Here is a 13,731-nt window from a genome sequence, read left to right as displayed (position 1 = left end):
TGTTATGTGCTCATTATATCTGAGACACGTAATAATTCTAAATTTATTTTTGTTTTTCCTTTAATGGCATTATCTAGCGGAGTTAACTCCATTTTATTATTCAATAAACCCACCATATAAGTAGTTTTACCTTCTAATAAAGATTCAACGGCTTTAACACCCATTCTACTGGCTAATACTCTATCAAAACAAGAAGGTGCTCCACCACGTTGCATATGTCCTAAAACAGATACACGTACATCATAATCCTCCAAGTTTTGGTCTACATATTCTTTTAACTCGAAAATATTCTTTCCTATTTTATCCCCTTCAGCTACAACAACAATACTTGAGGTCTTCCCAGAGGTTCTACTTCTGTTTAAAGAATCTACCAATCTATCTAACCCTAAATCTTCTTCTGGTATTAAAATTTCTTCTGCACCACCAGCAATACCAGTATTTAATGCTATATGACCTACATCACGCCCCATAACCTCTATAAAGAATAATCTATTATGAGAACTGGCTGTATCTCTAATTTTATCAATGGCATCAACAACAGTATTTAAAGCTGTATCAAAACCTAAAGTATGTGATGTTCCAAAAATATCATTATCTATAGTACCAGGAATTCCCATAACCGGGAAGTCAAATTCTTGGTTAAATATCATTGCCCCTGTAAAAGAACCATCTCCACCAATAACCACTAAACCTTCTATTCCTGCTTCTTTTACTTGTTGAAAAGCTTTTTCTCTTCCTTCTTTAGTTCTGAACCTTTTTGAACGTGCAGATTTTAATATGGTGCCTCCTTTATTAATAATACCTTTAACACTTCGAGCATCCATAATCTGGAAATCTCCATCAATCATCCCTTCATAACCTCTGTAAACTCCGTAACACTCTATACCATGATAAGCACATGTTCTAACGACTGCACGAACTGCAGCATTCATTCCTGGTGAATCGCCACCTGATGTTAAAACTGCTAATTTTTTAATCCTATTAGGCATATCTTAAATTTGTATGCGAAATTACTAAACTATATAGATATAATCATAGTATTTATCCCATTTTAATGCATACTTAACACTATAACGTTTTAGTAAATAAAAGTTTTTTCTACTTACGTATTTGTAAAAGAAATGATTTTAATTTTGTGAAGATGATTTATGTGAAATAAAATCTGGCAAGGCACTATTCTCGTTATTTACTTCTTCATCTTTTTCAGGCAAAACTTCTTTTTTATCTTTCTTTTTAAAAAGGTTTTGAATTAATTCTTTAAAAGTATCAAAGTCTACATTGTAGGAAAGACCTAACCCTTGAGTATACCCAATAGCTTCTCCAAAGTTTCTAATACTATTTTCTCTATTAAAAACCTTAGCCACTAAAGTGCCTTCATCATTTAAAAGAAAATCAATCTGAACATCTCCTGCTACAACCGTATTTGCAGCGTCAGCACCTCCAATTGGCACACCTAATTTACCATTTATTAATACTCTGTCACTTATTTGGGTTTGAAGCGTCACACCCACTCTATCATCGGTCTGATAATCCGGCCTATTTTGTCCAGCTTCATAGTTTACGCCCAAATTAAACTTACCCTCTCCGTTAGAAAAAATCCCGCTAATTATTCCATTTAACCTTTCAGCAATAGTTCCAGAAAAATTAAGTTCATTTAACCCTCTAGAAAAAGACCCCGTAGAAATAAGGTATAATGCCTGATTTTGCCTATCGTCAGGAGAATCTAATCTATACTGTAACTCTGATTTTACTGCAGAATTAACATTAGGAAAATCAAAACTAAACTCAGGAACTGGTTGTTCTAAGTCTCCTGTCAAAGCAATATTCAATTCAACAGGTATACTTCTATTAATAGGGTTATCTAGAAGTGGGGAAGGGTTGGCTTGGGTTTTATAAACTGCAAGCATATCTATTTGCGCTTTTAACGGATCTCCTTCCCACGCTATAGTTCCTCCCGGTTCTACAATAAATTGTTTTTGAACTAAACCTCCATAAGCAAAATTATAATGCCCTTCAAACACTGAAAAGTCACCCCACATATCAAATTTTCCGTTGGTGTTAATCTGAACTAAAACACCTCCATTACCCTTTCCTTTTAGTGAGTGCCCCGTATTTTTATCTATAATTATTTCTAAGTCAGCATCTTCAGTTATATCAACATCAAAATCTAACTCTAAACCTTGAATGTCATCAAAAACAAATTCTTCTCCTTTATTTTTTGCTTCTTTCTCTTCTTTTGTTATAAAATGAATAAATGTATTATCTCCAAAAGATTCTGTATCATTCAAAGGGATTTTGAAGACTGTTCCAGGTTGTGTTACCCCATTTTCTACTTTTATAGTAAGTTGTTCTGTTTGCCCATATATACTAGCATTGCCTCCAATAAACCCAGTTCCATAGTATAATGCATCTTCGGTTTCTTCAGTATCTAAAACTAATAAACGTTTAGCGTCAATATTTAACCCCATACTCCATTTAGATAAGTTAACATGACTTAATGAACCATTAAGTCTGCCTTTTGAACCATATTCAGTATCTGTTAATTCTATATTATTAAAAATAAAACTCTGTTTATTTAAAGTTACAGAGGCATTATTATTAAATGCATAATCCACATTTAAATAAGGCACACCTAAACCTGCTTTTTTCAAATTAAGCTCCCCGGAAATATCTGGTCTTTTAAGATTTCCAATAATATTTGCTTTCCCGCTAACAAGTCCCCTAATTCTATTTAAAACACCATCTAACAAAGGGTTTAAGGGTTCTAGACTAAAATCATCAAACGAAAGGTCTACATCTATAGTAGAGTTTCTACCAGTTACATTTATTTCACCTAGTGCTGAAAATGACTTAGAAATGTCATTTTTTATGGTAGCATCAACTTCATATTTGGTAAGGTTTTCATTTCCTGCAATACTAGCATCAAAATCACCTAATGGAAAATTATTAATCTTGAAATCATCAATGAAAATGGTAGAATTTGGTAAGTAGTTCCCATTTTGCTGTAAAATATCTAACTTTCCATTTACATTCCCAGCTAAAGACAAACTATCTATATCTGGCGTAATTTTAGCTAAGTTTACATTTTTAAAATTAAGCTTAATATCTTTTTGATTAGCACCATTAAGAAACCCAGAAAGACTAACCTCCTCTGTTTGGTGATTAATCTTTATTTTATTTAAATCAAAATTAGTTAACTCTTTGTTGAATGAAACTTTATTATACCTATCTGCTTTTTCATTGATAAACCATTTTCTGTTTTTAACCGTAAAATCTGATTTTTTAAAACCAACAACAGATTCATTTTCCTCATTTATGGTATGATAAAAACTTAAGTTAAAACTATCATCATTTCGCTTACCTCCCTTAAATTCAGAACGCATAAATAATGTATCATTTACTGTAACATTAATTAAATTGAATTTTGAAACATCATAGAATTTAGTATTTAAACTATCTACTTCAACATAGGTATTAAAGATAGGGTTACTATTGTCTACTTGTATTTCAATATTGTTAGCAAAGTAATCATATACTTTTATTTGAGGCGATTTAAATGTAAGCCTAAAATTAGTTTCGTCACTCTCCACCCTACCACGAATAAAAGTATTTTTGCCTAATTCAACTTCCGGAAAAACAACCTCGGCTATTTTATTATAAATTTTAAAATTGAAATCTATTCCTTGATTAGAATTGACTTCATGTGGAATATAATTTGTATAAATATGACCAATTGAATTTTCAAATAATTTCTTAAAATCTTTGAAAACAAAACGTCCTTTTATATCTCCTTCTATAATATCTGGAGATTTAAATTCTATATATCTGATATCCTTCTCAAACCTTGATGAAATATCAAAATTTTTAAAGTAGTAATTATCATGTTCATTAGTATATGTAGTATTAGTAAAAGATATTTTACCGTAGGCATCATCAACACTACTACCGTTCATGTTCATATTCACCTTGCTTTTAAAAATAGATGTACTATCTTTTGTAACAAAGTTTAATGTTTTTAAATTGGCATAATCAACATTGGCTTCAAAATCATACTTCTTTATTTCTTCAGAGAAATCTACTAATCCGTTAAAATTAAGTTGCAAATTTCTATCATTTACAATTAGGTTACCATCAAAAATTTTGTTTCTAACATTTCCTGCAACTTTAACTCCTTTATAGTTATAATTGTTGTAAATAATCTCATAAATATCTCCATTAACCTGAGTATCAATATTATCTGTTATAAACCCATTACCATCTACATTAAAATCTAGTGAACCTACACCTACTTTTGGATCATCAAGAAAAACACCAAAGTCAAACTTTTCAAAAATCATTTTACCACTATATGTGGCATTATCAATATCATTTACCTTGGTTATATTCAAATCGGAATCTACAAAACCAATTTCTGTGTCTATTTCAATATCAGCTTTAATATCAGAAGTTGTTATTTGAGTATTTCCTACAATTGTAAATCTTCCCAACCTATCAAAAGAAGATGGTATTGCGTCTCCAATTACATTGGGTAATAATTTTTTTAAGTCATCATATGTGGAGGTTAAATTGGAAAAGTCTCCATTCATGTAAAAATTGTTCTCTTCCTTATTAAATAAGTTTTCAAAATCCACATTTCCAATAATCCTTGTGTTTCTACTTGTACGAAGATTTAGATTAGTAGTTTTTAAATTATTTAAAGTTCCTGAAACATCAACATTAAATTTTGCCCTTTGATTTGAACCAAACTCATTATATACAATATTGAGTTCATCCAATAAAACATTTGAGTTTTTAAAACTGGCTTCAACAAGTACTTTATCTGTAAAATATTGTAAGTCTTCTCTCTTATACGAGAATTTTAAATCACCATTTAATTCAGATTCCGGGGTTTTTATATTCAGATTATCAAAAGTCATTCCCGTTAGTGTGTACTTAAAGTTGGTCATCATATTTTTAATAATCAGCCCTCTACTATCATTAAATGATAGTGTGTTAATTCTAGCGCTTACATCACTTCCTTTAATTAAAAAATTAGTTGCATTTATATTTAAATCATTAAAGTCTAACCGCTTTACAGTTTCTCTATTTTCATCAGTTAGCTTAAAAACACCATTATAAATAGACACGTCACTTGATGATAACAAAAAGTTACCATCTCCCTTTTTTGGGTTATCGCCTTCAATCTTTTTTACAAAAATATCTAAGTTGGTTTCTCTTGAGTCTTTGTAGGTAGCAATATTGAAAATTAAATCATAAATATCTATATCTCCAAAAACCAAATCACCCTTAAATAAGCTTCTTGCATTAATTATAGAAGTGTTTAATTCTGAAATACTAATAAGTGTATCCTTTTTATAATCTTCAATATAAATGTCTTTAAACTCAACATCGCCATTAAATTGTAAACCAACTTTTTCTATATTAATATTGGTCCCAAATTCTTCATTTAGCCAATTTGTAGCATAATTACCTAAACTTGTTTGAACCGCAGGAATAGAAAACACCAACACCAAAATGATGAATAGAAGCAGTAAAATACCTGCTATTTTTGATATTATTTTAAGTGCTTTTTTGATAAGCGATAAAATTATTGATATTATTATGAATACACTACTTTTGTAGTTACGAATAATTACATCTTATCAGACGTTTATTCACAATCAAAATTAACAATTATTGTGCCTAATATTTATTAATGGATTCACAAAATATATTTATACTAGGAATTGAGTCTTCTTGCGATGATACCGCAGCCTCTGTAATACATAACGGAAAAATTTTAAGCAATGTTATTGCTAATCAAAAAATTCATGAAGCCTATGGAGGCGTTGTACCAGAATTAGCTTCTAGAGCACACCAACAAAACATAGTACCCGTAGTACATCAAGCTCTTGAAAAAGCTGGTATAACTAAAGAAGATTTAAATGCGGTAGCTTTTACCCGTGGCCCCGGTTTAATGGGTAGCTTATTGGTTGGCACCTCATTTGCTAAATCTTTGGCTTATGGTTTAAATATTCCTCTTATTGATGTTAACCATATGCAAGGACATATTTTAGCGCATTATATAGAAGAAGAAGGCTTTGAAAAACCACCATTTCCGTTCTTGGCTATGACTATCTCTGGTGGACATACCCAAATAGTAAAAGTGAACCATTACTTTGATATGGAAGTTATTGGTGAAACCATAGATGATGCTGTTGGTGAGGCTTTTGATAAAAGCGGAAAAATTCTGGGTCTTGGCTATCCTGCAGGACCCGAAATTGATAAACGTGCAAAATTAGGGAATCCGAAAGCATTTCAATTTACCAAACCTAAAGTAGACGGATTGAATTTTAGCTTCTCCGGACTTAAAACTGGTATTCTCTATTTTGTACAACGTGAAACTAAAAAGAACCCCAATTTTGTAGAAGAAAACCTAAATGATATTTGTGCTTCTATTCAATATGCAATTATTGGGATTTTGGTCGATAAATTAAAGAAAGCCTCAAAAGAAACAGGTATTAAACATATTGCCATTGGTGGTGGTGTGTCTGCAAATTCTGGTATAAGACAAGCCTTAAAAGATGGTGAGCAAAAATTTGGATGGACCACTTATGTACCTAAATTTGAATATACTACAGATAATGCGGCTATGATAGCTATTGTAGGGTATTTAAAGTATTTAGAAGGTTATTCTACTGAACAAAATGTAATGGCCTCGGCTAGGTTGAAGATTTAAACTATGCAACTCTTTTACAATCCAGACATAAACGAAACGACTGAACAATTCACTTTCCCAAAAAATGAAAGCAAACACATTATAAAAGTATTACGTAAAAATACTGGAGACACATTACATATTACTAACGGTAAAGGCTGGTTGTTTAAAGCAGAGGTTTCCCTACCAAATATTAACAAGTGCTTGGTAAACATCATTTCTAAAGAACAAAAATCAAAACCTAATTATAATTTGCATTTGGCGGTGGCACCAACCAAAATGAACGACCGCTATGAATGGTTTTTAGAAAAAGCTACAGAAATTGGTATTGATACTATCACACCTATTATCTGTGACCACAGTGAACGAAAAGTGATTAAAGCGGAACGTTTTGAACGTATTTTGCAATCGGCAATGAAACAATCTTTAAGTTGTTATTTGCCAAAACTAAATGAGGCCATTTCGTTTAAAGACTTTATTCAACAAGGTTTTGGGGGTGACATGTTTATAGCACATTGCGAGGAAACAAATAGAAAATCTTTTAAACATGAATTAAAACCCAAAACAGATATCACTATTTTAATAGGACCTGAAGGCGATTTTAGTACTAAAGAAATAGAAATGGCATTGGCTAATAAATTTATTCCTGTAACTTTGGGAGACACCAGATTAAGAACCGAAACAGCTGCTATTGTTGCATGTCATTCTGTGGCATTTATTAATGAATAATATGAGACACCTTTTTTCTTTCATCTTTTTCCTTTTCTCCCTAATCTCATTTTCTCAAGAAATAGCCGTTTTAAAATATAAAGGTGGTGGTGATTGGTATAGCAACCCTACAGCCTTGCCAAATCTGATTACATTTTGTAATAACAATATCAATACTAAAATTGAAACAAAACCGCAAAATGTGGAAGTTGGAAGCGCTGATATTTTTCAGTACCCCTTGTTGCACATGACCGGACACGGAAACGTTTTTTTTAGTGAAGATGATGCTGAGAATTTACACAACTATTTAATCTCAGGAGGATTTATACATATTGATGACAATTATGGTATGGAACCATACATTACCGAAGAATTAAAAAAAGTATTTCCTGATAAGGAGTTAGTAGAACTACCTGCAAATCATAAAATTTTTAATACAGCCTTTAATTTCCCAAATGGATTACCAAAAATACATGAGCATGATGGTAAGCGTCCACAAGCCTTTGGAATATTTCATGAAGATAGATTGGTGCTATTGTTTACTTATGAAAGTGATTTAGGTGATGGTTGGGAAGATGAATCTGTTCATAATGACCCGCCAGAAGTTAGAGATAAAGCTCTTAAAATGGGAGCAAATATTGTTAAATATGCATTTGAAAATTAACAACTTATGAAACTACACTACTATTGCAGCTCCCAATCTTGTAGAAAACTAAATTCTATGAAAGTAAAATCAAATAACAGATTTGATTTAAAAGAAGAAATTGGGTTAGAGATTAACGAAAGGTGTAAACATTGTGGAAACCATACTAAAAGACACATAAATAGATTACATGCTTCACCTAATTATTTAATTATTTTAGGTGGTGTCGCTCTAGCTGTCATGGTTACAATTTTAATTTGGGATTTAGGTTTTGTTTCTACCTTAACCGGTACCATTCCTATTGCCATTTGGATGAGTGAAGAAAAACGAGCTAGCGCATTCAACAAAATTATGATTAGAGATTAATGCTTAAAGAGTTTTTAGTGATGTTGGTTGAAGGTTTTTTTGAAAACCAAAAAGAAGTAACCACTTTTAAAGGACTTCTTAAAATATTTTTAAAAGTCTTAATATTTATTATAATACTCATTCTAGTTTTATACTTTCTTTTGAAGAAGAAGGACAACATTAGTATTTCTAATATTATATTTCAAATTTAATTTGTTTTTTCATTCTTCTAAAACAATAGCTAAATCTAATTTCTAAAAATGCAACTCACCCATTACAATACTTACTTTACACAAAAAACATTTCCAATTACGGTTATATGTGATAATGTAACCAATGCACCAAACATTGGTAGTTTATTTAGAATATGTGATGCTTTTGGTGTTGAAAAGTTAATTCTATGCGGTGACCAAATTCCTTTGGGGAGAAAAATGACTAAAACCTCTAGAGCTACTGAAAAATCAGTGAATTTCCAAATTCAAGAATCGGCTATAATGGCTATTCAGAACTTACAAAGCAAAGACTATCAAATTATTTCATTAGAAATAACAGAAAACAGTAAGCCTATTCATAAAACCACGTTTTCAAAAGACCAGCCCATTGCATTAATTATTGGTGATGAAAGCTTTGGAGTTTCAGATGATATTTTAAAACTATCAGATAGTATCATTCATATTGATATGTTTGGGCAAAATAGTAGTATGAATGTGGTTCAGGCTACAAATATTGCCTTATATGAAATAACTAAACAATTGTTGTAACATTTCAAAACATGTACTAACAAATAGTTATTATATTTACTACATGAATTCAAAAACCATAGCCAACGGTATTTTAAGAGCTATTGCTATAATTTGCGGTATTGCTCTAGTGTTATACTTTTTACAACAAATACAGTCTGTTATTGGCTATATAGCTATAGCCGCTGTTATTTCATTAATAGGTAGACCAATTGTGTTTTTTTTAAGACGAAAATTAAAGTTTAAAAACACTTTTGCTGTAGTGGTTGCCATGGCTTTATTACTAACCATTTTTGCTGGTTTAATAAGTTTATTTATTCCGTTAATTGTAAAACAAGGTCAAAATTTATCACTTTTAAACATCAATGAATTACAAAATAATATTGAGAGTTTGTATGCAGAAATTGTTACCTATTTTGATTTGCATGAAATTGATGTTGAACAATCTTTAAAGGACTCTAACCTTTTTTCAAAACTAGATTTTTCACTTATACCTAACTTTTTAAACTCTTTAATTAGTGGACTAGGAAGTTTTAGTATAGGCTTGTTTTCGGTATTATTCATCTCATTTTTCTTTTTAAAAGACACACGATTATTTGAAAGTAGCATGCTAACCTTAATTCCAGACAATAAAGAAACTCGCTGGAAAGCTTCATCAGAAAAAATTAAAGATTTATTATCTAGATATTTTGTTGGACTCATTTTTCAAATACTCATCCTCTTTATTATTTATATGATTGGGTTATTAATTATTGGCGTTGAAAATGCCGTTGTGATTGCCTTCTTATGCGCACTTTTAAACCTTATCCCATATGTTGGTCCGTTAATTGGTGCTTTTTTAATGATTACTCTAACTATGACAAGTACTTTAGGGCAGAGTTTTAGTGATGTTATATTACCAAAAACTTTATGGGTATTATTAGTTTTTGCTGTAGGTCAGTTGGTTGATAATTTTGGAAGTCAGCCTATTATCTTTTCTAAAAGTGTAAAATCACATCCACTGGAAATATTTTTGGTAATTCTTATTGCTGGTATTTTATTTGGGGTTTTAGGTTTAATAATAGCCATTCCCGCTTATACGGCAATTAAAGTAATTCTTAAAGAATTTTTATCTGAAAATAAAATAGTTAAAAAGCTTACCAAAGACTTATAATTTCTTTTGAATTTAGACATTTTAAATACCGAAATTCAGAATTTTATTTCTGAAAATTTAAATGCCGATATTACCAAGCTTCTACTGAAAGGTACTTCATTTGATAATGTAGACACCAAAAGCATTATAGAACAAATTGAAGCTAAAAACAGGTGTAAATCAAAATTACCAACTTGGTTCAATAGTAAAAACATTTACTACCCAAACAAGCTTAATATTGAGCAAACTTCATCTGAAATAGCCGCGAAATACAAATCAGAATTAGTCTCAGGTGATTCCATTATTGACTTAACAGGTGGTTTTGGTGTAGATTGCTTCTATTTTTCAAAACGATTTAAAAACGTTACACATTGTGAATTAAATACGGAGCTTTCAAATATTGTAAAGTATAATTACCAACAACTTTCAGCAAATAATATTGACGTTTTTCATACTGACGGTATCAAGCATTTAAAAACAAATCATAAAAAATTTGATTGGATTTATATTGACCCTTCCAGAAGACATGACAGCAAGGGTAAGGTATTCTTTTTAAAAGATTGTTTGCCAAACGTTCCAGAACATTTAGATGTGCTTTTTAATATTTCAAATAACATCTTAATTAAAACTTCTCCTCTATTAGATATTTCGGTGGGAATAAATGAACTTAAACACATTAAAGCCATACATGTTGTAGCCATTAATAATGAGGTAAAAGAACTGCTTTGGGAATTAGAAAATAATTATGATAATACTATAAAAATTAAAACTGTAAACATTAAAAAGAAACAAAAAGAAACTTTTAGTTTTGTTTTTAATAGCAACAAAACGCCCACTACTTATAGCAAGCCACTATCCTATTTATTTGAGCCTAACTCAGCCATTTTAAAATCAGGAGGGTTTAATGAAATTTCAAATCAATTAAATGTTCTTAAACTTCACCAGCACTCGCATCTGTATACCACCGATACTTTAATTGATTTTCCTGGAAGGGCATTTAAAATTATAAAGGTAGTTTCCTACAATAAAAAAGAGTTTAAAAAATTAAACATAACCAATGCCAATTTAACTACAAGAAATTTTCCAGAAACGGTTCAACAAATTCGGAAAAAATTGAAAATTAAAGATGGTGGCAACCTTTATCTTTTTTTTACAACAGACAATACAAACAGTAAAATAATTATTGTTTGCCAAAAAGCTTAAAAAATGACAGTTAAAGATATAGAAGGAGAATATACTATTATTGGCACAAACCAAAATAATAGTGATAACAATTACAAAGGAACGCTTACATTAACTGTTGATGAATACAATAGAGTTAAAGCAAAATGGCTTATCCATAATGAGCAAAAACAAATAGGTTATGGTTTTTTTAAAGACAATATTTTGGTTATAAATTTTAAATACCGGGGAAATGAAGACGAAATTTTTTCTGGTGTGGTAGTTTATAAATGCTTGTCTAAAGACACCTTAGATGGGTTTTGGTCTGAAGATTTGGGTGACCCCAATTATTTAGGTCAAGAACAATGTTTTAGGGTAGGAAGCAATACTAATATAAATTAAGACCTAGGTTTATTTATTCCTCTATCGTACATAACTATACTTCCAGCCACCGAAACATTCAAACTTAATTCAGATTTGAATTTCACCAAGAAATGAGACTTTTCAATAGCTTCTTTTGACAATCCATGGTCTTCAGCTCCTAACAAATATACGCAACGTCTGGGGTGTTGAAATGTTTCCAAATCTTCGGCATTATCATCTAGCTCTACGCCAACTAAACGGGCTCCTTTAGGTAGGTTATTAAAAAAATCTTCAAAAGTTTTATAATGAAAATATGGCATTGCCTTAACAGCGTTATGCGTATCACACGCTTGTTTGGCATATCTGTTGCCAATGGTAAAAATAAAACTAGCGCCTAAGTTTTGAGCAGACCGCCATAAAACACCAAGATTTTCTGGCGTTTTCCCATTTTGTATACCTATACCAAAAAACTCGTTTGTGAAGTTATCATTCATAAGGCAAAATTAAAAAAGAAAATGACTTTAGGTATTATATTAATATAAGCTTAATCTCAAGATTATGCTAAATGATTTTTATCATTTTATTTCTTCTATTAATTCAATAATTTATAGGTATTAACCATATTAGTCATGAAAAATATTTTAATTCCTATTGAATTTGACTCCAATGTGCAAAAGCTTATAGATATTGGAAGTGAAATAGCTGCTAAATTTAATTCTAAACTTTGGATACTACATGTAGCAGCACCAGAGCCTGATTTTGTACCTTATACAAGCGGTACAGGTCCTAACAATGAAAGAGAAGCTAGAGCACTAGCATTAAAAAAAGAGCGAAAACGTATTCAAAAATTCTCTGATGCTTTAAATAATAAAGGTATTAACACTACCGCTTTGCTTATTCAAGGGTATACCATTGATACTATCATAGAAAAGGTTGATAATTTAAATATTGATTTAATTATAACCGGTAATAACAAACATGGTTTTATTTACAAATTTTTTATTGAAAGTGTTAGCGATAAAATTATTAAAAAAGCAGATATTCCAGTGTTATTAGTTCCTTTTGAATAAAGCGTACTTTTTAAAACTACAAGAAACTAAAAACAACAAATCCCCACTATTACTAGTGAGGATTGTGGTGATCGCGACAGGATTCGAACCTGTGACCGTCTGCTTAGAAGGCAGATGCTCTATCCAGCTGAGCTACGCGACCATTAAAGCGGTGCAAATATAAAATTAAACATAAATCTAACCAAAATAATATCCATAATTTTTTAAAGTCTTTCAATATCTAATTTATAGACCAATTGAAAAAACCCTTGCAAAGCACAAGGGTTTTTAAGTTTATGCTAAAGTCATCACAAACCATAGTAGAAATTATATAACCTCTACTCAATATCAATCACCTTTTTTACAGGAGTTTCCTCAATACCATTATCAGTTTTAAGAAGCTTAATTTTTAAAATACCATTCTTATAAAACGCCTTAATATCTTGATCTAATTCAACCAGTTCTGGTAATCTACAAGAACGCTTAAAAGATTTATAACTAAATTCCTTTCTAGAATAATTATCTTCTTCTTTAGTTTCTTCTAGTTCTTTCTTAGCACTTACATGAAGAATATCATCTTCAATAGAAACCTCAAAATCGTTTTTATTAAATCCAGGAACGGCAAACTCAACTTCAAAATTGTTTTCATGCTCAATAACATTCATTGCTGGCATTAAACTGTCTTCTGTAAAAAAGTCGTTTTCAAAAATATCATCAAACTTAAAGTTAGGTGAAAATAATCGTTCACTCATAGGTGATAAAAGGTCATGTCTCCAGGGTGTAAACATCCTATTACTCCAAGGAGTTAAAGCACGGTGTCTTCTTTTGTGTTTTGTTAATGAAGTCATGATACTATATTTTAGGTTAAACAAAATTTCATTATTAAAGTTTAA

The 13,731-nt window shown here is 30.6% G+C and carries 13 protein-coding genes and 1 tRNA gene; 9 read left to right on the top strand and 5 right to left on the bottom strand.

Annotated elements, in window-relative coordinates; genetic code table 11:
• Positions 1 to 2 precede the first annotated feature (2 nt).
• Positions 3 to 989, bottom strand: a complete 987-nt coding sequence (gene pfkA, locus N1F78_RS12730; protein ID WP_406683542.1) for a 6-phosphofructokinase — start codon at positions 987 to 989, stop codon at positions 3 to 5.
• A 138-nt stretch (positions 990 to 1,127) separates the two neighbouring features.
• A complete protein-coding gene (locus N1F78_RS12725) occupies positions 1,128 to 5,504 on the bottom strand; it encodes a translocation/assembly module TamB domain-containing protein (RefSeq protein WP_406683541.1) in 4,377 nt (1,458 codons plus the stop codon).
• Between the two features lie 191 nt (positions 5,505 to 5,695).
• Here N1F78_RS12725 and tsaD point away from each other — a divergent pair, with 191 nt between their 5' ends.
• The 8 genes from tsaD to N1F78_RS12685 all read left to right on the top strand — a co-directional run bounded on the left by tsaD (position 5,696) and on the right by N1F78_RS12685 (position 11,828).
• The gene (gene tsaD / locus N1F78_RS12720; RefSeq protein ID WP_406683540.1) at positions 5,696 to 6,718 is read left to right on the top strand and encodes a tRNA (adenosine(37)-N6)-threonylcarbamoyltransferase complex transferase subunit TsaD; all 1,023 of its coding nucleotides are present in this window, start codon (positions 5,696 to 5,698) and stop codon (positions 6,716 to 6,718) included.
• Between the two features lie 3 nt (positions 6,719 to 6,721).
• A complete protein-coding gene (locus N1F78_RS12715) occupies positions 6,722 to 7,426 on the top strand; it encodes a 16S rRNA (uracil(1498)-N(3))-methyltransferase (protein WP_406683539.1) in 705 nt (234 codons plus the stop codon).
• Position 7,427: 1 nt separating this feature from the next.
• On the top strand, positions 7,428 to 8,069 hold the full coding sequence (locus N1F78_RS12710) for a DUF4159 domain-containing protein (protein ID WP_406683538.1): 642 nt from the start codon (positions 7,428 to 7,430) through the stop codon (positions 8,067 to 8,069).
• A gap of 57 nt (positions 8,070 to 8,126) precedes the next feature.
• Positions 8,127 to 8,414, top strand: a complete 288-nt coding sequence (locus N1F78_RS12705; RefSeq protein ID WP_406683537.1) for a hypothetical protein — start codon at positions 8,127 to 8,129, stop codon at positions 8,412 to 8,414.
• Between the two features lie 239 nt (positions 8,415 to 8,653).
• A complete protein-coding gene (locus tag N1F78_RS12700; protein ID WP_406683536.1) occupies positions 8,654 to 9,154 on the top strand; it encodes a TrmH family RNA methyltransferase in 501 nt (166 codons plus the stop codon).
• A 43-nt stretch (positions 9,155 to 9,197) separates the two neighbouring features.
• Positions 9,198 to 10,286 (top strand): AI-2E family transporter, encoded by a 1,089-nt coding sequence (locus tag N1F78_RS12695; protein WP_406683535.1) that lies wholly within the window; start codon positions 9,198 to 9,200, stop codon positions 10,284 to 10,286.
• A 6-nt stretch (positions 10,287 to 10,292) separates the two neighbouring features.
• Complete coding sequence (locus tag N1F78_RS12690) at positions 10,293 to 11,468, top strand: class I SAM-dependent methyltransferase (RefSeq protein WP_406683534.1); 1,176 nt, start codon at positions 10,293 to 10,295, stop codon at positions 11,466 to 11,468.
• Between the two features lie 3 nt (positions 11,469 to 11,471).
• Complete coding sequence (locus N1F78_RS12685) at positions 11,472 to 11,828, top strand: hypothetical protein (protein ID WP_406683533.1); 357 nt, start codon at positions 11,472 to 11,474, stop codon at positions 11,826 to 11,828.
• Here the strand turns inward: N1F78_RS12685 and N1F78_RS12680 are convergent.
• Positions 11,825 to 12,283 carry an RNA methyltransferase gene (locus N1F78_RS12680; RefSeq protein WP_406683532.1) on the bottom strand — a complete coding sequence of 153 codons (459 nt, stop codon included), beginning with the start codon at positions 12,281 to 12,283 and terminating at the stop codon, positions 11,825 to 11,827. The two genes, N1F78_RS12685 and N1F78_RS12680, sit on opposite strands and share 4 nt — an antisense overlap.
• A gap of 135 nt (positions 12,284 to 12,418) precedes the next feature.
• Between N1F78_RS12680 and N1F78_RS12675 the strand changes: the two genes are divergently transcribed.
• Complete coding sequence (locus N1F78_RS12675) at positions 12,419 to 12,859, top strand: universal stress protein (protein ID WP_406683531.1); 441 nt, start codon at positions 12,419 to 12,421, stop codon at positions 12,857 to 12,859.
• Positions 12,860 to 12,924: 65 nt separating this feature from the next.
• Here the strand turns inward: N1F78_RS12675 and N1F78_RS12670 are convergent.
• Positions 12,925 to 13,001 (bottom strand) — tRNA-Arg (locus N1F78_RS12670).
• A 175-nt stretch (positions 13,002 to 13,176) separates the two neighbouring features.
• Complete coding sequence (locus tag N1F78_RS12665) at positions 13,177 to 13,686, bottom strand: Hsp20/alpha crystallin family protein (protein WP_406683530.1); 510 nt, start codon at positions 13,684 to 13,686, stop codon at positions 13,177 to 13,179.
• Positions 13,687 to 13,731: the final 45 nt, after the last annotated feature.

The organism is Seonamhaeicola sp. MEBiC01930 (assembly GCF_045277075.1).
Taxonomy (GTDB): Bacteria; Bacteroidota; Bacteroidia; order Flavobacteriales; family Flavobacteriaceae; genus Seonamhaeicola.
Note: the sequence above shows the minus strand (reverse complement) of the source record. Positions and strands in the feature narration are given on the sequence as shown.